The sequence below is a fragment of the Oceanobacillus caeni genome (assembly GCF_019037185.1).
In the GTDB taxonomy this organism is placed as follows: domain Bacteria; phylum Bacillota; class Bacilli; order Bacillales; family Amphibacillaceae; genus Oceanobacillus; species Oceanobacillus caeni.
This window is the reverse complement of record NZ_JAHHXM010000048.1, coordinates 1-19,425: the sequence shown is the minus strand read 5'-3', so window position 1 is coordinate 19,425 and position 19,425 is coordinate 1. Positions and strand designations below refer to the sequence as shown.

Here is a 19,425-nt window from a genome sequence, read left to right as displayed (position 1 = left end):
CGTTCGTCCTGAGCCAAGATCAAACTCTCCAAAAAAGTTTGTTTAGAATTAACATAATTAATTCTATCTCTTAGCTTCTAGAAGTGTTACCTTCTATTTTTAAAAGAAAACGAGTTTCTTTTATCTTAACATACTGGTTGTTTTGTTCAGTTTTCAAAGAGCAAAGTTCGTGTGCTGAATTCCTAACAGCAACTCTATTACTATATCACAACTACTTATTCAATGTCAATAAGTTTTTTATTAATTGTCGTTAATTACGTAACAACAGAAATTCATTATATGATTTCTAAGAAAGAAAGTCAACAAGTTTTTGATTTTTATTGATTATAGTCGACTTTTTGAAACGACAAGAAATATCCTACCACACTATCTAACTACGGGTCAACCACTTTTTAATGATTTTATCTAATTCCTGTTGAGGATAAAAAAATAGAACAATACAAATTTATATCCATTTCTTATATTCCTTTTTATTCTATCTTTGAAAAAGGGATATTAGAAAACCTAAATGACATACGGAAAGATACATAAGATGAAGCTTAATACTATTATAAGTATTTTTAATCCCTAGCAATATAAGTGTGGTATTAGTTTCATTATTATTCAATTCTTTTCGTTGTAAATAAAAATAGGTTTAGACTACTCTTCAAATCCTTTATATTATTCCACTCACCACTAAATTCACATGACATTTTAAATGTGTAATAACATGCTTTTAAGAAGATATCTTATTGTCGCGGCTCTGGGATAAACCTGTTACTCAAATAATCAGTTTTGTGCCAACTGGAATGGATTAAATAACGATAACATGTTATATAACCGAGCAATCCCTTTTTCAATTAGATCTTCTACAAGTTCATCCGTCAAATTAAACATTTCCTTCACCTATCTCTATCTTTGCATTATTAGTACATTTCGGAATATAAATCACATAAAATCGTTTAATAGGTATAATGTTCGAAAGTTAATGAAAATTATTAGAAAACTTGACATAGCTATTAGTAGCCAAATGCCTTAGTTACACTTCCTACCTACTCAAAAAGACCCTCTTCCTTTAAGTAAATTCATTATTACGGGTAATAGTTTTTATGGAAATTCAAGATTAATGATACTCGCAATTATATAAATATATCCAATATATAAATAGTCATTGAATTCTGTAAGATTACTGTTATAATAAAATAATAATTTTTTAGAATAATGTCGAATTTTGTAGAAAGAGGGTAGAATAAATGTCGCAAATGTTAGCTCTGGTTATTTTAATAACCATTTTATTTATAGGAGAAGCCGTGTCTATACGTACAAAAGCTTGGATTCCTTCTGTATTTATTTGTGCAATTCTTTTCTTAATTGGGTATTGGACGTTCTTCCCGAAAGATATTGTTGAAATTGCAGGTATACCGTCCGTCGTGGCGTCGATGATGATTTACTTGCTTATCACCAATATGGGAACGTTGCTTTCTTTGGATGAATTAAAAAAACAATGGAAAACCATTTTGATTGCACTCGCTGGTATTGCTGGAGCAGCTCTATTATTACTTACGATTGGAACGATGATATTTAGCTTAGAAGCGATGATTGTAGCTGTTCCTCCATTGGTTGGCGGGGTGGTGTCCTCACTTATTATGTCCGAGGGGGCACAAGCAGTAGGACTTACTAGTTTATCTGTATTTGCTATCGTCATTTATGTGGTGCAAGGATTTGTTGGTTATCCGTTAACCTCAATCATGTTAAAAAAAGAAGGTAAAAACTATTTAAAGAAATATCGGAATGGTGAATTAACAATAGAGGTATCGAACGAGGCAGCTGCGGCTGTTGAAGATTCTAAACCAAAGCTATTTGAAAGATTACCTGAAAAATATAATACGAGTTTCTTTAAACTTTTCAGATTAATTGTTGTAGCCTATTTGGCATACCTTACTTCCGTTGCAGTGGAACCAATTGTTACGATTCATCCATATGTACTTTGTTTGTTATTTGGTGTTATAGCTTCTAGTATTGGATTTTTGGAAAAAGGTGTTCTTGAAAAAGCAAATGGATTTGGCTTTGCGATGTTTGCTCTATTGTTGTTTATCTTCGATGGACTAAAAAATGCTACCCCAGATATGATGGTAGAAATTCTAGGTTTATTGGTAGGTACAATTGTTATAGGGATTTTGGGAATGTATATTTTCTCTTGGATTATGGGGAAAGTGTTAAAAGTTAGTAAGGAAATGGCATTTGCTGTATCATTAACGGCATTATATGGATTCCCACAAGATTATATTATTACAAATGAAGTAATCGAATCGATGACAAAAGATGAAAAAGAGAAAGAGGCTTTGTTAAGTCATATGTTACCACCAATGCTAGTCGGGGGATTCATAACTGTAACGATTGTGTCTGTTATTCTTGCGGGAGTTTTTGTCACATACTTATAATAATAATAATAGATTCTCAGACTTCAAGGTCCAATCGGGTAAGTACACTTACTCGATTTTTTCTAAATAGTTAATATAGATTTTAGGAGGAGTGATTTAATTGGCAAATAAAGAGAGAGTGAAACAGCATCTTGAAACAATGAGTCAGTATACTGCAACACCAAATGAAGGAATGACGAGATATTCTTATAGTCCAGAAGACGTGAAAACACGGAAGTATATTAAAGAAAAGATGGCAGAATACGGTTTAACTGTAAGAGAAGATGGTCTTGGTAATATTTTTGGCAAGTTAGAAGGAAAGAAAGAATTTGCTCCTAGTGTTCTCATTGGTTCTCATTTTGACAGTGTTCCTCATGGAGGTAATTATGACGGTCCTGCGGGTGTTATAGCGGGGCTTGAAGTTGCAGCTTTATTTCAAGAACACAATATCAAACCGACATATCCACTAGAAGTGATCGCAATGATTGAAGAAGAAGGTTCTCGTTTTGGTGGGGGGTTGATGGGTTCTCGTGGGATTAATGGATTAATTGGTGAAGAGGATTTCCATACGATTCGTGATAAAGATGGAATTTCTGTTATAGAAGCAATGCAAGAAGCAGGGCTCGATCCAACACTCCCTAAACATCGTGATCCAAAAACGATGAAGGCATTTTTAGAATTGCACATTGAACAAGGACCGATTTTAGAAGAGGAAAATATTAGTATTGGGGTTGTTGACACGATTGTTGGTCTGACACAATTTGAAGTGACCATAGAAGGAAAAGCAGGACATGCCGGTACAACACCGATGGATCGTCGTTCAGATGCGTTAATTACTGCAGCAACAATTGTTTCCCAATTGCCAAAACTAGCAAAAGCGGAAGGAAATGGCACCGTCATTACTACTGGTCAGTTTGCTGTCTATCCAAATGGCTCGAATGTCATTCCGGATAAAGTAATCTTTTCGATTGATCTTCGCTCAGGGGAAGAAGCATCGATTCAACGCGTGATGGAAAAAGTAAAAGCACTTATTGAATCATATCAAAAAGATGGCATTAAAACTTCCATCGAGCAGCAATTATATATCCAACCGAAAGAATTAAGTAAAGAGGTTCGATCCTCATTAAAAGAATCCACAGGAAAATTAGGGATTTCTTCTATACCGATGCTAAGCGGGGCTGGCCATGATGCGATGGTATTTTCAGACTATACAGAAGCCGGGATGATCTTTATTCCAAGTAAAGATGGACTGAGTCATTGTCCAGAGGAATGGTCAGACTTAGAACATTTAGCCCAAGGAGTAGACGTATTATTTGAAACAGCAAAAAGATTAACGGAGGCAGAGTAGGATGATTAACAAAGCAATTAAATCATACATCACGGAACACGAAGAAGAACTAATCGCTACACGTAGAAAATTACACAGTGAACCAGAACTATCTTGGGAAGAAGAAAATACGACTGCGTTTATATGTGAACAGTTAGAAGAGTTAGGTATCCCCTACCGCCGAACGGAACCTACTGGCGTAATCGCGGAAATTAAAGGAGGCAAACCAGGAAAAACGGTAGCACTCCGTGGGGATATGGACGCATTATCCGTTCAAGAAATCAATCAAGATTTAGCCTATAAATCTAAATTTGATGGAAAAATGCATGCATGTGGTCATGATGCACACACTTCGATGCTTCTATTTGCAGCAAAAGCATTACATCAAGTGAAAGATGATATTCCCGGAAGTGTTCGACTTTTATTCCAGCCAGCTGAAGAAGTTGCTGAAGGTGCAAAAACAATAATTAAACAAGGTGCCATGGACGGGGTGGATAATGTGTTTGGTATACATATTTGGTCCCAAACCCCAACGCAAAAGATAGTATGTAATCCGGGTCCAGCCTTTGCTGCTGCAGATATTTTCAAAGTAGAGTTTAAAGGAAGAGGAGGTCATGGTGCTATCCCACAAGATACCATTGATGCAGCTGTTGTCGCTTCATCCTTTGTCATGAACGTACAAACCGTTGTTTCTAGAACCGTTGATCCGCTTGACACGGCAGTACTGACAATTGGAAAAATGGAAGTAGGAACCAGATTTAATGTGATTGCAGAAAATGCGGTCATTGAAGGAACCGTTCGTACTTTTGATAAGGAAACAAGAAATCACGTAGAAAAAGAATTAGAGCACTATGCAAATACAGTTGCAAGTCTTTATGGAGCAACAGCTAAAGTAACATATTCTAGAGGAACCAATGCGGTTATTAATGAAGAAATAAGTACACATCTTGTTCAACAAGTAGCCTCTGAAGCCTTTGGCGAAGATGTCATTTATGATCAAAAGCCGACTATGGGGGGAGAAGATTTTAGTTTCTTTTTAGATGAAGCACCTGGAAGTTTTGCATTAGTTGGTTGTGGAAATCCGGAAAAAGACACAGAATGGGCGCACCACCATGGAAGATTTAATATTGATGAAGATGCTCTCATAACAGGAGCTGAATTATACGCACAATACGCTTGGTCTTATTTGAATAAATAAGGGATGCCTCGAACAAAAGCGGAAGCGCCCGTTTAGCGACGTACGGACTGCGCCTGGCCATGCCAGGTGGTCCGATGTTGCCGCGCAAAGCGGCGGTTTTAATCGGACATTCCACTTCCGTAGGAGATAAAGGAAACATGCCCCTTCATAGGGGTATGCCGACGTTGGCCGCAAAGGCCGCACTTAGTCGGCCTTCCTTTAATACTTTGAGTCGATGTTGACTTTCACCACAAGGGTATAAGTGCGACTAAGCCTCTGGTTTCACCATCGGCAAGTCTTCTTTATCGTGTCATGAGGTGAGGGAAGTCTCGCTAGTCGTTGGGCGCTGGAGCTGGACGTGGTCTTCCCTTTGACAAGATTTAATAAGCTAAATTTTTATACTTTCCTTTCTTTTCAAAAACGAGCTGTAAATAATAAATTTACTGCTCGTTTTTTTGGTATCTTAATATGAAATGTAGGAATTCCCTTTCGGCCACAGATATCGGCATTCATATGACAGAAATCAGTATTCAGTCAATAGATATCAGCTGTCACTGCATTGAATATCAGGCATTCAAGCAACAGATATCGGCTTGCATACGAAAAGGGGCTGCCCCAAGTACTACGAGACAGCCTTACCTGCTTTAATATACTTCTAACAATCTATGATATTTTATGCTCTGATTTACTTTTCCTAAAAAATACTCTAACTGTTTATTAGTTCTCTCTAATATCTCTTTATCTATAATCGGATTTTCCTTTGTTTTATCTAATTGACTATCTAGAAAATAAAGTCCTTTTACACTTTGGCCCTTCAAAGATGCTAAAAGTGGCTTAAGTGTATACTCAATTGCTAATAGATGAGAGGCACTTCCTCCTGTCATCAATGGTAGGACAGGAGTGTCTTGTAAAATATCCTGTGGTAAAAGATCAATAAGTGCTTTTAAAATCCCTGAATAGGATGATTTATAAACCGGTGTACCAACGATAACCCCATCTGCCTGTTGTAAATCATAAGTAATGTGTTTAATTTGATCACTATTAAAGTTACCAAATAATAAATCGTCCGCATCCACATCTTTTACGGAAATATGTTTTATCGAAAACCCCTCTTGTTCTACTCGTTTCCCCAAATAATGAAGAACGCGCTCCGACCTTGATGTGGAAGACGGGCTTCCTGAGACAATAACAATATGATCCATAGTAATTCCCCTCTCCGGCAGGCAAAAAGTCTTCCTACCTCCATAACGCAACTAGGGCATTGTCCAGCCTAATAGCGAATGTCAAGTTCTCTAATCATTACTTTTGCCAAAATACCATTTCCAAAGTGACAAACCTATAATGACATAAATCGCAATCATTCCATAAAGCCAGACGGAAAGCATTTCATTTACGAACATTTTTTATTCCTCCTATTCAGCTTTGGCCAACTCAACCTCTTCTTCCCTATCCTTATCCTTTATAACAAAGGCTAAAACAACCATTGCTAGAATCCCAATAAATGTCGCTACTGCCCCAGCTGTCATTGTACTTGGGATAATTCCACCAAAGTATAGAATTAAATACGCTAGTAAACCGATAACCATCGAGCCCTCCGCTGCCCTTGGAGATGCCTTTCGTTTGCTGTAAACCGCATATAAGATAGGTCCTAACGTTCCAGCTGCTATACCGGAAATTCCAATCCACATAATGTCTCCCATATACATCGGTGGTTTAAGGACAATAAGAAATGCTAGTAACCCTACAATTGGTACCGTTATTCTACTAATCTGTAACGCTATTTTTTCCGCTTTCTCCTCCTCTACTCGAACAAATCCGCGTTTTACGAGGAATTTCAGAAAAATATCATTCGCAAATACCGTGGATATGGATACAAACAACCCATCTGTAGTAGACATAGCTGCAGCAAGAATCACGACTCCGAAGAAAGCTACAATAATTGCTGGAAATGCCCATGCTACATACTCCATTAAGGCTAAATCTGCTACCACATCTGCAGGGCCAATTGCCACCCTACTATAAAGTCCACCAAACAAGACAACAACACACAGAGAAGCCGTTATAACATAAGTAAGTATCATTTTTCCTAAATCCTTATCATTCTTTAAACCTAATACTTTATTAAATAGATGTGGAGCGGATGCAAATGCCCACTGAATCGTAATCGCACCTATTATTGCACCAATGGAATAAAAATGAACGGAATCGGGATTAAATACCTTTACTAGATTTCCATCTTGGGCAGCTAAATTGTCCACGATTCCGGAAAGTGTTGTTGTAATCCCACCGTTCCAAAAAATCACAATTCCCGAAACGAACACAATTATTCCAGCAATAGCCATTAAAATTACTTGGACCGCATCCGTATAAATATCAGCTAATGCCCCACCACCAAAAACGTACAACACGACAACAACTGTTATAAGAATCAGACCTACTGTATAATCCATACCAAGTAAATATTCAAAAATTCTCGCTCCCGCTACAAACTGTGCCGAGATATAAAAAATATTAAACAGTAAAATCAAACCTGTACCGACTCGTAAAATATCACTATTATAATAATCGCCTAACCAATCCGGTAAAGAAAGTGATTTTTGTTCTTTATTTAATTCCCTTATTTTTTTGGCAACCATAAGAACTCCTAGAGCTCCTCCACCAATCATGGCGAGAATAAGCCAAAGATTCGACAGTCCCCATTCATAAGACCAGCCAGGATACCCAAGAAAAGTAGCTGCACTTAGATAGGTGGCCGCAAAGGATAGCCCCAACACAACTGGGCCAAGTCCCCCGCCTATCGCAAAATCACGAACACTTTTCGTTTGTTTAGTCCCAATATATCCAAGTGCCAACATAATACCTAGAAATAAAAGGAATCCAACCCACGTATATAATGTTACTGTATTCATCACGTTACCCCTTTTTAGAAAACTTGGCATTCGCTATTAGGTTGGGCGAATGCCTTAGTTGCACTTATGCAGACAGGAAAGATTTTTATACTTTCCTACCTGCCAATGAAAGGCTTAAGCGCCCCCTGAGGCTCATCGCACTATCACAAAAGGTTGCGCAGGGCGCTTTAGCTAGAAACGTAAGGATTAACTATTTCACTAATGGAGACACCTTTTTCGCCGGATGGTTGTCAGGTAAATAAGGTGACCCTGTACCGAATAAGTTTTCTCGCAATGTTTTTCCTTCATATTCGGTTCGATAAATGCCACGTTTTTGTAATTCTGGAACAACATGATCCACAAACTCACGGAATGTTTCTAATGAATAACTCTGTGCAATGTTAAAACCATCTACATCCCCTTCTGTCGTCCATTCCTCAATACGATCTGCAATTTGTTCAGGTGTTCCGACAAATTTCACGGTTCCATTACCAAGCCCATGATTTTGTATTGCTTCCCGTAACGTCCACTTCTTATTTGGATCTTTCGTGTACATATCTAAATTACCTTGAACTGCATCTGTTTCAATGTCTTCAATGTATTGATCTGGATCATATTTCGAAAAGTCAATTCCCGTATGCCCAGAAAGAAGTGCTGCCGTCCCTTCATAACTAACATGATTTTTTAAATCCTCATATTTCGCATACGCTTCTTCCTCTGTGGAGCCGATAATTGGAAGAACCATCGGGAAGATACGAATATCATCCGCATTTCTACCTTGAGCAACCGTACGTTTACGAAGATCTTCGGAGTAATTTTTCAACGCCTCTAAAGAATGACCTTTCGTAAAAACGGCTTCCGCATGTTTTGCCGCAAAGTCACGCCCTCTAGGGGATGCACCAGCTTGGAATAACACAGGAGTCCGTTGTGGTGACGGTTCCGTCAAATGAATTCCTGGTACATTGAAAAATTCACCTTCATGATTGATGGCATGAACCTTTTCAGGGTCGGCAAAAACATCCCCTTCCCGATCATAAACAACCGCATCTTCTTCCCAGCTATGCTCCCAAAGTTTATAAACTACTTCTAAAAATTCATCTGCACGATCGTAGCGCTGATTTTTCGGGAGACGTCCAGATAATCCTAGATTAATAGCTTCACTTTCCAAATACGAAGTCACTACATTCCACGCTACACGACCTTCTGTTAAATGATCGAGGGTAGATAATTGGCGTGCCAATGCATATGGCTGTGCATATGTGGCTGAAACTGTCGGTGCGAAGCCAATATGCTCCGTGACTTGAGCCATTGCGGAAATAATTAACAATGGGTCATGTGCAGGAAGTTGTACGGCATGACGTACCGCTGCATCATGGCTGTTTCCATAAACCGAATAGGTTCCTAATACATCCGCAATAAAAACCGCATCAAATTTCCCACGTTCTAATACTTTCGCTGTTTCCGTCCAAAACTCTAATCGATTATGTTTCGTTCCTTGATCTTTTTCGTGTTTCCATAATCCAGTAGAATGTGGAGAAGGTGAATTTTGCACAAAACCGTTTAAATGAATCTGTTTCCTTTTACTCAATGCGTATCTCTCCTTTTCTTATTTCTCATCATAAGCATTTAGCGCATTTACACTATGAGCAATTGCAGAACCTGCTTTAAGCGCAACTGCAACGAAAATCGCCTCTGAAATTTCTTCTAAGTCTGCCCCAGCTTTCTTCGCATTTTTGGTATGTACATCAATGCAATATGCACAACCTGTTGTATGTGCAGATGCTACTGCAATTAGTTCTTTTTCTTTTACGGATAATTTTCCAGCTTTTATTGCTTTTCCATCAAAATTCACAAAAGCCTGGAACGTTTCTTCGCTTAATGCATTAAATTCTTTCAATCGATTAAAGTAAGATGCTTTATAGAACTCTTCACCTCCACTATTATCAAAAGCGTTCAGTCCATTCACACCATGTGCCAAAGCAGAACCAGCTTTCAGTGCAGTCGCAACAAAAATTGCCTCTGCAACTTCTTCTTTCGAGGAATCATTTTTCTTTGCGTTTCCAACATGTAAATCAATGCAATACGGGCAACCTGTAATATGCGCAACCGCTACTGCAATTAATTCCTTTAATTTAACCGAAAGCTTTCCTTCTGCTAATGCTTGATCATTAAATTTGAAAAAAGTTTCGAAAGCCTCTGGTGCATATTCCTTTAATTCAAAAATCCTCCCGAAATATTCCTTCTTATACAAGCTATCTGTTTTTGTAATTGTCATTCTAAATCTCTCCCTTTACATTTTTTCTTACTAAGAATATAATTTTTCCAATATGTTTAATCGGAATTGTGTTTAAAAATTTTTCCATTTGATTACCCCTCTAAGAAAATGGTAAACAAAAGACCCCTTCTGATGAGAAGAGGTCATATATACCAACCCTCATCGTTCAAGCATCTGCTTGCTGGAATTAGCACCTTATTACTTTAGTAATGGTTGCTGCGGGATCCACGGACCAGGTTCCTACCCCGACTCTTGATAAGGAAAACATATTCAATTAGTAAGAATTAATAACATCTTACATAACCAAAAGGAATCTGTCAACAGGAAATTTTCAGAAAAGGACTTTTTTATCAACAGGGATATTGTCACCAAAAAAATTAGAACCTTTGGCCTAATTCACTATTACCCACAGAAACAATATCTTGGTTGATAGGTCAAACTTTCTTGTATGGTGAAGAATACATACTTCACCATACAAGAGCAGCAAATAAACTTATGCAGTTTTCTTAACACCAGGTTCAGCTTGCTCTTTCTTCCCCCACCAGTTTGCAAGGAGTGGACCTGAGATATTATGCCAAACACTAAAGATTGCACCAGGAACGGCTGCAATTGGCGAGAAATGAGCAAGCCCAAGCGACGCGGCAAGTCCTGAATTTTGCATGCCAACTTCGATAGAAATTGCTTTTTGATCTTTAAAATTAAGTTTGATTGCCTTCGCGAGTAAGTACCCGAACAAATATCCTAAACAATTATGTAGTACGACGACTGCAAAAATGAGAAGTCCTGAAGTCATAATCGATTCTTTATTTACAGCCACAACTGCTGAAGCTACTCCTACAATTCCAATGACTGAAATGAGTGGTAATACTTCCACACTTTTACTGACCTGTTTGCTAAATAGCATCCGGATAACTACACCTAAAACGATTGGTAATAAGACGACTTGGACAATCGACAAGAACATGTCCATGAATGACACGGAAAGCCATTGACTGGCAAACAAATAAGTCAATGACGGAGTTAAAATTGGTGCAAGCAATGTTGATAACGCTGTTACCGTTACGGATAATGCTGTGTTCCCTTTAGCCATAAACGTCATGACATTAGAAGACGTACCTCCAGGACAGCAACCAACTAAAATAACCCCCGCTGCTATTTCTGGCGATAAATTAAATGCATGTGCAAGTCCAAAAGCCGTTAATGGCATGATGGTATACTGTGCAACTACACCGACCAGAACACTTTTCGGAGCCAGAAAAACGCCCTTAAAGTCATCTACACTCAGGGTGAGTCCCATTCCGAACATAATAATTCCTAATAAAAGCGACACATGCGGTGCTATCCACGCAAATACTTGTGGAACAAAGAAGCTAAGCACTGCAAAAAGAATAACCCATAGCGCAAATGTGCTTGTTGCAAAGTTACTAATCTTCCCTAATGTTCTCATACTTGTTCCCTCCAAAGTTGCCGAAAGAGTGTGAATACTCCTCTAGTTATTTAATTTAAAATATTACCATAAATAGAACCTTTAATCTAGTGTAAATTTTTAGAAATATATGTACAGGGGAGGCCATTATAGCTTATATGATCTTTTATATACTAATCGTGGCATAAATAGAAAAAAGACATAACCTGCCATATAAGCAAATTATGTCTTCTTTCCCTATCCTTCTACATTTTCTCCATTTCTAAACTTAGAAACTTACTAAGTCAAGGAATCCTGCCCATTCCCAGACCTTTAATCAAACGTATCCGTCCGTCAAACAATACCCCCTAAAAGATAAGTTTCAAAGGTTAGAATGGAGTGGGACGATGAATCCCGTTTTTCCAATTTTCCTCCCAAGTATTAGCGATATCATTTACCGTACTATAAATAATAATTACATATTTCTATTTGCCCAAAAAATAAATCGCTTACATTTACTTGAAGGTAAAAGGGAAAAAGTCAAACTCTTTACGTTATATAGTATAATTCAGAGAAAATAATTCGTCAATGCTTGCAATAAGTTGCATTTATTTTCATAAGATCTGACTTTCATAGAATTTTAAATTCAACATGATTTTCGTGAATCCAGTATTCCCAATACCAAAATGCGAATATCAGCCATTTTCCCGTGAACTTTAATAAAACATCCCATACCAACCCGTCATAGTTAACTTTGAAAATATTTTTGTATAGTTTTACCTAATATTGGAAATAACAGTAAGGAGTAAGTAGAGAGGATTGAAGATATGAATGATTTTCAGAGCAGTATCCACACTGGCGATGATTCCATTGTCATTGGTTGCTCTCGACATGGGGCAATGAGTGGTGCTGCATACGGTAGTTACATAGGTAGCAAGATTGCCGGTTCTACCGGAGCAACGACTGGGTATATCCTTGGTGCCATTATTGGTGCAGTTTTTGGCCCCGATGATAGTTTCAAAAGTAATAAGACAATTCAGCCCGAACATAACTCGGACATGAAACAATTACTTTAACCAAGGGGACCCTGGGCGACCCATCTCTATCTTAGAAGGCACAACTGGTATTATTACTAGTTATGTCTTCTTTTTATTCGTTAATTTTTTTACCTTACATACGATTTTTTCAGTGCAAAATTATTTCACCATACTTTTAAGCAGATTGGTCTTCTTATTTTTTTAGGATATTCAAAATAGCCTTCAGAAAATCCTCATAGGAAGAAAAATATTTATTCCGCTGGTTATACCACTTTCGAACCGTTTCTACTAACCAAAACGGTACAGAATTCCCATCAATCAAATGATAGTATTGCTCATATCCTTTTTTTAGATGCTCCCACCTAAAATCATTACCTGGTTGAATGTATTCGGAGACATCTAGTATTTTGGCCCTTCCATTTTGTAATAAAATATTTTTCAAATGAATATCACGTGGATTAAGTCCCTTTGAACGAACATATTCTCTTGCTGCCTCCACGTCATCTATCACTTGTTCAGGGATATGAATCCCTTGTAGAACGCAATCAAAGAGTGTATTTCCTTCCTCGTAGCTCAGAACGAGGTAATCGTCGTAGGAAGCAAAACAGGTTGAAAAGAAAGGAGAATTTCCTAATTTCTTATAAACTTCTGCTTCAGCTTTTACTTTATCTACTTTGTTTATTGCATATTTTTTAAATGCAAAAGCTGGAACTTTTAAAGATTGAAACACGGCCGCATCTGTCCCGACCCCTATACACTTCAAATCTTTAGCATGACCACTTATTGTTACAGGTTCGTTGTTTGGATTTGAAAAAACGGTAATTTCAGAAAGCGAATCTCGTACTATATCCCAATCATTTTCCATATGAAATCTCCCTTTTTAGATTTTTAACTATAGACGCGCAACATGTCTAAAACCCTTAATAACTATCTTTGATTTATTCCTATATAAGGAATTTACCCGTTATCTTAATATCTAAAATAGTTTCCGTATTACATCCAATCTACTTTCATTTAAACCTTAGGCTTTCGATTCCTTGAAATATACAAGCGGATAAAAAGGTTTATTAATAATATTGATTATATTTATAGTCCTCAAGATATATTACCTCGGCTTTTCTACTACATACGAATAATGCAAGTATAAGTTTTATATTCCACGAACGGCGCTCTTTTGTGGCATAGACAATTTGATACTTATCCAAATAATTAAATTATTGTTAACTAATCTTTCTAATAATGGTAATATTCTTTCAAAGGGGTTAGTTTTATTCTTAAAAGTGGAGGGAGAAAATTAATAATGAATAAGCTAGAAGGTTTAAAGAAAATGATAACAGGAGAAATTCCTGGTCCACCAGTCGCACAGGTACTTGGGTTTAATGTCGTAGAGGCTGAGGAAGGAAGAGTTGTTATAGAATTGGAAGCTTCTGAAAGACTTCATAATCCCATGGGTACATTACACGGCGGGATATTATGCGATATAGCTGACGCAGCAATGGGTTATGCTTTTTCGAGCACGCTTGCCGAGGATGAACTTTTTACGACAATGGATATTAAACTAAATTTTCTTAAACCTATTTTTCAATCGAAACTTCGAGCTGAGGGAAAATTAATAAAGAAAGGTTCCACAGTCGGATTACTGGAATGTCATGTATACGATGAAAAGCATAGCCTCGTTGCACATTCAACATGCACATGTATGATTTTGAAGGGAAATTCGAGTGGAAAGAGATTAAAAACGGAATAAGGAAACTTTAGGAAGGAATTAAGTAAACCAGGCTAGATTAGTAATGAATTTTTTGTAACGATTAAGGATTCGCCCGACTGAGTAACGAGTTAAACCCAACAAGCAATCAAATGCTTATCGGGTTTAACTTTCTTTAATATATGGTTCTTCGTATGAACACTAAGGTCTTATTTTTTACCTCGACTTATTACTAGGTGCAAACCAACCAATTAGGGCAATACCAACTAATACACCATAGAAGATTATCGTCCAAATGGTACTGTGAGGAAAATCATGATCTAGAACACCTATATCCTCATGGGCGAGAGTAATAACCGCCAGTTTGACCCCAACCCACGCAACAATTACATATGCTGTTGTTTCTAATGCTGGACGTTTTTCAAGAAGTTGCACAAACCAGGTTGCTGCAAACTTAATCAAGATAAGTCCAGCAATTCCTCCAAGAAGTACAATAATAAATTGTCCTCCATCCATTCCTCCAAAATTATCTAACGGTGAATCTGGAAGACCAAGGGCAAGAGCAACTGCAGCTAGAATCGAATCAATCGCAAAGGCTAAGTCAGCTAATGCGATTTTCCCTACTGTGGGCCAAAAGCCTTTACCAGCTGATTCCTTCTCATCTTCTTTATGAATATCCTTATTTTCTTTCCCAAACCGTGCCTTGATGACATGCTTTAATCCTAAGTAAAGAAGATAAGCCGCTCCTATCGCTTGTATCTGCCAGACATTAGCAATAAAGGAAATAGCAAAGAGTGCAACAAATCGAAAAGCGAAGGCCATAATGATTCCGTAATTTATAGCTCTTTTTTTCTGTTCTTCGGGTAAATGCTTGGCAATAATGGCTAGAACAAGGGCATTATCAGCCGACAACATTCCTTCCAATCCAATTAGTATTAATAAAGTCCAACCATACTCTAGCCATATTGACTCCATGAACTTCTCCCCTATCTTTGACTAAAAGTAAAATTTCCACTAACTATATATTTTGTTAATGTACCGCAAGTATTCCTAAATAATTATACCAAAATTATAAAGAAGTCTTCCATCAGAGGAGGGCCTTCATCCTGCACTTATAGTTATTCGCACTTATCGGACTCCCACCTACCCTTTTTGTTCCCAAGAAACTTGAGGTGGGAGTCTTACTAACATCGAATGTTTAGAATGGAATTATAAGTTCATGTTCAACAATAAGAAGTTAAAGAACTTTGCAAACACATTACTAATACAAACAACATCTGCTCTTGAGATAAACCACTTATATCAGTTATGATAAAGAGGACTTCCCTTTATCCCCCACTGATGGGACCAATACGGGAAGTTGATCTTTTACCTACCGGAAGCTTGAGGTGGGATAAAAACAAAATACAAGAAAAAGAAGTGAGCTAAAAGATGAATTGGCGCGAGAGCATTAGAAATTACACACCTTGGAATGAACAAGAGGCAAAAGATAAAGCAATCATGTTAAAATGTATGAATACGTTTAAAGATGTCCTAACACGGGATAACGAAATTGCCCATATTACCAGTTCAGGTTTTGTCGTAAATAAAAATAGAAATAAAGTGTTAATGGTGCACCATAATATTTACAATTCCTGGTCTTGGACAGGTGGACATGCGGATGGGGAAGAAGATTTATTGCAGGTTGCAGTTAAAGAAGTAAAAGAAGAAACCGGAGTCCAACATGTGCAGCCTGTTCACGAGAATATTCTGTCACTAGATATTTTAACGGTCATCAGCCATTATAAAAATGATAAATATGTTGCCCCTCATCTACATTTATCTCTTGCTTATTTATTAGAAGCAGACGAAAATGATCCGCTCTTCGTAAAACCGGACGAAAACAGCAATGTTCAGTGGATTCCTTTTGAAGAGGTAGAAACCTATTCAAATGAACCCCACATGGTTAAAATATATAAAAAAGTGATAGATAAAATTCAAGGTTAAAACAAAACTCGTATCATGGAATTCCCTCCATCATACGAGTTTTCAAATTAATAACCGGAATCCTCCGAAGTAATATTATCAATCATGGTATAATCATATTTTTGTAAAGGTTTTTCAGCTGGACCTTCAATCACGTCACCCGTATAAGTAAACCTTGATCCGTGACATGGACAATCCCAACTACGTTCCCCACTATTCCACTCTACCTCGCAACCAACATGGGTACAGGTTGTGTCCACAATATGCAATTTCCCTTCTTGGTCTCGGTAAGCACCTTTTCTTTCGCCATTTATACGAATAACCGCACCTTCATCATTCTCTAACGTATTCGGGTCTGTATTACTCGTTTGTAACTTTCCTTTAATTAGATGTCCTGCAACGTTCGCATTTTGAACAAGGAAGTTTTTAATACTAGGTGTCGCATAAAATCTTGATGGGGTATACAGTTCCCGGAAACTATTCTTCTTTCCTAATACAATGTCCTTCATTAAAAGTGCTGCGGCTGTGCCATTGGACATGCCCCATTTTCTAAAACCTGTTGCAATCAAAATGTTTGGCTGACCAGGGGTTATTTCCCCAATATAAGGGACTTTATCTAATGTAGTAAGATCTTGAGCCGACCATCGATACGAAATATCTTCCAGACCAAAAACACTTTGGCCAAACTCCTCCAATGCATCGAAGTGTTTCATCGCGTCGGTACTTTGACCCGTTTTATGGCTTTCCCCAACAAGAAGGACCATTTCTTCCCCATTGATAGTCACAGAGCGAACGGAACGCGTTGGTTTATCCGCACTAATATACATTCCTCCAGGAAAGTTCTTCTTAGGTTTTGCAGCAACAACATAAGCACGATCCGCATACATTCTTGTTGAATATAACCCCAATCCTTCAAAAAACGGAAAATGCGAACAAGCAAGTACATATTTAGCAGTTACCCGAAAATCTTTACTAGTTAAAACAGTTGGATTTTCACCTGTTTCAATGTTGACTGCCGTTGTATTACTAAAAATTTGGACCCCTTTTTCCGTAATCTCGTCTACAAGTTTGACTAAATATTTTAATGGATGGAACTGCGCTTGGTTCCGCATAACCACTGCATTTCTTATTCCTAAATCGAATGGAAGCTTTTCTACTAACCCGCCATCAATGCTAAGCTTTTCATATGCTCGTACCTCTTTTTTGACTTTTTCTTCATATTCGTCTGTCGTGGAATAGACGTAGGAATCCTGCTCCTTAAAATCACAATCGATGTTCAACGTCTCAACCGTATTTTTTATAAACTTTAACGCTCCCATATTAGCTTCATAATATAATCTTGCCTTACTTTTGCCCATGTTCGTAATGAGCTCGTCATAGATTAAATCATGTTGGGCCGTAATTTTTGCTGTAGTATGTCCTGTTGTTCCACCAAGGAGCTGATCCGCTTCTAAAATAGCAACTTTTTTTCCTTCATTCGCTAAAAGATAAGCAGAAGTAATCCCAGTAATTCCACCACCGACAATACAAACATCCACTTCAATATCTTTATCTAAACTTGGAAACTCCGGAAGCTTAACAGAATCTCTCCAATATGACTTAGTAATATCTGGCAATTTCTCAGGCATAATACCCCTCCATTATGTAGTGAATCATACTAACAGATTCTCCATTTTTAGATGGTAGTATACAGAACCCTTTTAAAAAAAACGACACTAAAAATAAACCTAGGAACTTTTCCCAGGTTTAATCCTCATGTTTATTCAACGTGAACTCAGCAGTAATTTCCCCTACCTTTTCACCTACTGTATTAAAAATCGGCTCTTTCTCATACTTAAGGAGTCTTTCTACCATTTTTTTGTCTAATATATTTAGTTGTTCCAGTACCTTCATTGCAGCAACATAGGCCCCACGATCATTTCCGTCTTCTACTTTAATCGCAATACCAAGCCCTTCTTCGACCAAACCTATTCCTCGCATTCCTTCTGCACCCATTTTAGATACTAGTTTTCCCTTTAAAACTTTCATTACATCCGTGTCAAAACGGTCTTTTCCAGCTACAAGTCGCGGATGAGCCATCATACTATTCCTAATTCTTTCTAAAGCATCACGGTGTGTCATGTCTTCTAATTGATCAGGTCTAGCTAAACGTGCGAAACCAAGCGCAAAATTCTTAAGAGGTAAGTAATGAGTTGGCAAGCCACAACCGTCAATCGCTGCTTCAATATCTTCTCTTTTCATACCAAAAACATCAGCCATAATATCGATAATTCGTTGCTGCAGTGGATGAGATAACTCATAATATGTTTTAGGGCTTTCGTTCAAGTATAAACTAGCAGCAATCATTCCTGTATGCTTCCCTGAACAATTATTAAATACTGGCGAAACATCTCCACCATTTCGAATAACCGTTTTATACCCTTCTATATCTTTTGGGATTTGCGGACCACAATAAAGATCAGATTCCTTGATATTAATTTTTTCCATCATCCCAAGTACTGTCGACCGATGGATTTCTTCCCCACTATGCGAGGCACAGCTTACTGCTATTTCTTCATCAGTGAAGGAAAAATGTTCCGCAGCCCCACTTTCTATTAAAGGGATCGCCTGAAAGGGTTTTAAAGCAGAACGTGGAAAGGTCAATCTCGACGGATCCCCATATGAATATTTCAAATTCCCTTTTGTATCTACAATAGCTATATGAACATCATGGGTACTTTCTAAAAAACCACCGCGATATACTTGTATCGGTTTTGTCATGTTTGCATCCAACTCCTCGTTATTGTTAATTAAATCAAACCTTTAAGGCACAATCATAAAAAGTATTTTTAAATGCATACCCTTATCCCTCATTTTACACCAATTATACTTTATAAGGGCACGAGATCTATTTCTATTTTCCTTTATGTTAACCGCTTCCCCTTGATTATTATATACTAATCTTAATCTCATTACATGGAAGGCCAAAACTAGCTTTCCTTCATAGAATAATTTTGGTAAACCCCCTGTGAATCTTGTATTTTTGAATATGTATGCAAACATAAGAGAATCTGGAAATTTAGAAGACTAGTTAAATAATCAATTAAGGCCTTTAATATATATTTAAGCAGTGTGTTTTATGTAAGAAGATGGAACGTAGTATGAAGATATCGTAAGGATGATATACATAAACCTTAATTATTCATAAAAAATCCTTGAGCGCCTAAAAATGCATATCTACCAAGGAATCCAGCTAATTTAGTCATGC

General features: G+C 37.5%; 15 protein-coding genes and 1 riboswitch. Of the genes, 6 read left to right on the top strand and 9 right to left on the bottom strand.

Annotation, left to right across the window (positions count from 1 at the left end; all coding sequences use genetic code 11):
* Positions 1 to 1,232: 1,232 nt before the first annotated feature.
* The 3 genes from KM885_RS16480 to KM885_RS16470 all read left to right on the top strand — a co-directional run bounded on the left by KM885_RS16480 (position 1,233) and on the right by KM885_RS16470 (position 4,924).
* Positions 1,233 to 2,420 carry a hypothetical protein gene (locus tag KM885_RS16480; RefSeq protein ID WP_204798751.1) on the top strand — a complete coding sequence of 396 codons (1,188 nt, stop codon included), beginning with the start codon at positions 1,233 to 1,235 and terminating at the stop codon, positions 2,418 to 2,420.
* A gap of 139 nt (positions 2,421 to 2,559) precedes the next feature.
* Complete coding sequence (locus KM885_RS16475) at positions 2,560 to 3,747, top strand: Zn-dependent hydrolase (protein ID WP_244987055.1); 1,188 nt, start codon at positions 2,560 to 2,562, stop codon at positions 3,745 to 3,747.
* A 1-nt stretch (position 3,748) separates the two neighbouring features.
* On the top strand, positions 3,749 to 4,924 hold the full coding sequence (locus KM885_RS16470) for a M20 family metallopeptidase (protein WP_047186557.1): 1,176 nt from the start codon (positions 3,749 to 3,751) through the stop codon (positions 4,922 to 4,924).
* Positions 4,925 to 5,547: 623 nt separating this feature from the next.
* Here KM885_RS16470 and ssuE read toward each other — a convergent pair.
* From ssuE to KM885_RS16445, 5 genes are all read right to left on the bottom strand, one after another.
* The gene (gene ssuE, locus KM885_RS16465; protein WP_060669319.1) at positions 5,548 to 6,105 is read right to left on the bottom strand and encodes an NADPH-dependent FMN reductase; all 558 of its coding nucleotides are present in this window, start codon (positions 6,103 to 6,105) and stop codon (positions 5,548 to 5,550) included.
* A 210-nt stretch (positions 6,106 to 6,315) separates the two neighbouring features.
* Entirely contained in the window at positions 6,316 to 7,812 is a 1,497-nt protein-coding gene (locus KM885_RS16460) for a sodium:solute symporter family protein (protein ID WP_060669105.1), read from the bottom strand.
* Between the two features lie 190 nt (positions 7,813 to 8,002).
* On the bottom strand, positions 8,003 to 9,379 hold the full coding sequence (locus KM885_RS16455; RefSeq protein WP_216884279.1) for an LLM class flavin-dependent oxidoreductase: 1,377 nt from the start codon (positions 9,377 to 9,379) through the stop codon (positions 8,003 to 8,005).
* An 18-nt stretch (positions 9,380 to 9,397) separates the two neighbouring features.
* On the bottom strand, positions 9,398 to 10,066 hold the full coding sequence (locus KM885_RS16450; RefSeq protein ID WP_145524198.1) for a carboxymuconolactone decarboxylase family protein: 669 nt from the start codon (positions 10,064 to 10,066) through the stop codon (positions 9,398 to 9,400).
* A 156-nt stretch (positions 10,067 to 10,222) separates the two neighbouring features.
* Positions 10,223 to 10,328: riboswitch (SAM riboswitch) on the bottom strand.
* Between the two features lie 231 nt (positions 10,329 to 10,559).
* A complete protein-coding gene (locus KM885_RS16445) occupies positions 10,560 to 11,513 on the bottom strand; it encodes a bile acid:sodium symporter family protein (protein ID WP_204798749.1) in 954 nt (317 codons plus the stop codon).
* 785 nt (positions 11,514 to 12,298) lie between these two features.
* On the opposite strand from KM885_RS16445, the gene KM885_RS16440 reads away from it, so the two are divergent.
* A complete protein-coding gene (locus tag KM885_RS16440; protein ID WP_204798748.1) occupies positions 12,299 to 12,547 on the top strand; it encodes a glycine zipper 2TM domain-containing protein in 249 nt (82 codons plus the stop codon).
* Positions 12,548 to 12,701: 154 nt separating this feature from the next.
* On the opposite strand, the gene KM885_RS16435 is transcribed toward KM885_RS16440, so the two are convergent.
* Complete coding sequence (locus KM885_RS16435; protein WP_204798747.1) at positions 12,702 to 13,373, bottom strand: serine/threonine protein kinase; 672 nt, start codon at positions 13,371 to 13,373, stop codon at positions 12,702 to 12,704.
* Positions 13,374 to 13,808: 435 nt separating this feature from the next.
* On the opposite strand from KM885_RS16435, the gene KM885_RS16430 reads away from it, so the two are divergent.
* Entirely contained in the window at positions 13,809 to 14,255 is a 447-nt protein-coding gene (locus KM885_RS16430) for a PaaI family thioesterase (protein ID WP_204798746.1), read from the top strand.
* A gap of 174 nt (positions 14,256 to 14,429) precedes the next feature.
* On the opposite strand, the gene KM885_RS16425 is transcribed toward KM885_RS16430, so the two are convergent.
* Positions 14,430 to 15,188 (bottom strand): TerC family protein, encoded by a 759-nt coding sequence (locus KM885_RS16425; protein ID WP_204798745.1) that lies wholly within the window; start codon positions 15,186 to 15,188, stop codon positions 14,430 to 14,432.
* Positions 15,189 to 15,644: 456 nt separating this feature from the next.
* Here KM885_RS16425 and KM885_RS16420 point away from each other — a divergent pair, with 456 nt between their 5' ends.
* Complete coding sequence (locus KM885_RS16420) at positions 15,645 to 16,199, top strand: NUDIX hydrolase (RefSeq protein ID WP_204798744.1); 555 nt, start codon at positions 15,645 to 15,647, stop codon at positions 16,197 to 16,199.
* Positions 16,200 to 16,246: 47 nt separating this feature from the next.
* On the opposite strand, the gene KM885_RS16415 is transcribed toward KM885_RS16420, so the two are convergent.
* Together KM885_RS16415 and KM885_RS16410 are read right to left on the bottom strand one after the other, a co-directional pair.
* The gene (locus tag KM885_RS16415; RefSeq protein WP_216884278.1) at positions 16,247 to 17,806 is read right to left on the bottom strand and encodes an FAD-dependent oxidoreductase; all 1,560 of its coding nucleotides are present in this window, start codon (positions 17,804 to 17,806) and stop codon (positions 16,247 to 16,249) included.
* Positions 17,807 to 17,924: 118 nt separating this feature from the next.
* Complete coding sequence (locus KM885_RS16410) at positions 17,925 to 18,938, bottom strand: asparaginase (RefSeq protein WP_216884277.1); 1,014 nt, start codon at positions 18,936 to 18,938, stop codon at positions 17,925 to 17,927.
* Positions 18,939 to 19,425: the final 487 nt, after the last annotated feature.

Bases quoted from the DNA above. Each gene is read 5' to 3' on its own strand.
- KM885_RS16470 (WP_047186557.1), top strand. From the start codon at position 3,749: ATGATTAACAAAGCAATTAAATCATACATCACGGAACACGAAGAAGAA.
- KM885_RS16410 (WP_216884277.1), bottom strand. From the start codon at position 18,938: ATGACAAAACCGATACAAGTATATCGCGGTGGTTTTTTAGAAAGTACC.
- KM885_RS16430 (WP_204798746.1), top strand. From the start codon at position 13,809: ATGAATAAGCTAGAAGGTTTAAAGAAAATGATAACAGGAGAAATTCCT.
- KM885_RS16445 (WP_204798749.1), bottom strand. From the start codon at position 11,513: ATGAGAACATTAGGGAAGATTAGTAACTTTGCAACAAGCACATTTGCG.
- KM885_RS16415 (WP_216884278.1), bottom strand. From the start codon at position 17,806: ATGCCTGAGAAATTGCCAGATATTACTAAGTCATATTGGAGAGATTCT.
- KM885_RS16420 (WP_204798744.1), top strand. From the start codon at position 15,645: ATGAATTGGCGCGAGAGCATTAGAAATTACACACCTTGGAATGAACAA.
- KM885_RS16480 (WP_204798751.1), top strand. From the start codon at position 1,233: ATGTCGCAAATGTTAGCTCTGGTTATTTTAATAACCATTTTATTTATA.
- ssuE (WP_060669319.1), bottom strand. From the start codon at position 6,105: ATGGATCATATTGTTATTGTCTCAGGAAGCCCGTCTTCCACATCAAGG.
- KM885_RS16440 (WP_204798748.1), top strand. From the start codon at position 12,299: ATGAATGATTTTCAGAGCAGTATCCACACTGGCGATGATTCCATTGTC.
- KM885_RS16425 (WP_204798745.1), bottom strand. From the start codon at position 15,188: ATGGAGTCAATATGGCTAGAGTATGGTTGGACTTTATTAATACTAATT.
- KM885_RS16435 (WP_204798747.1), bottom strand. From the start codon at position 13,373: ATGGAAAATGATTGGGATATAGTACGAGATTCGCTTTCTGAAATTACC.
- KM885_RS16450 (WP_145524198.1), bottom strand. From the start codon at position 10,066: ATGACAATTACAAAAACAGATAGCTTGTATAAGAAGGAATATTTCGGG.
- KM885_RS16460 (WP_060669105.1), bottom strand. From the start codon at position 7,812: ATGAATACAGTAACATTATATACGTGGGTTGGATTCCTTTTATTTCTA.
- KM885_RS16475 (WP_244987055.1), top strand. From the start codon at position 2,560: ATGAGTCAGTATACTGCAACACCAAATGAAGGAATGACGAGATATTCT.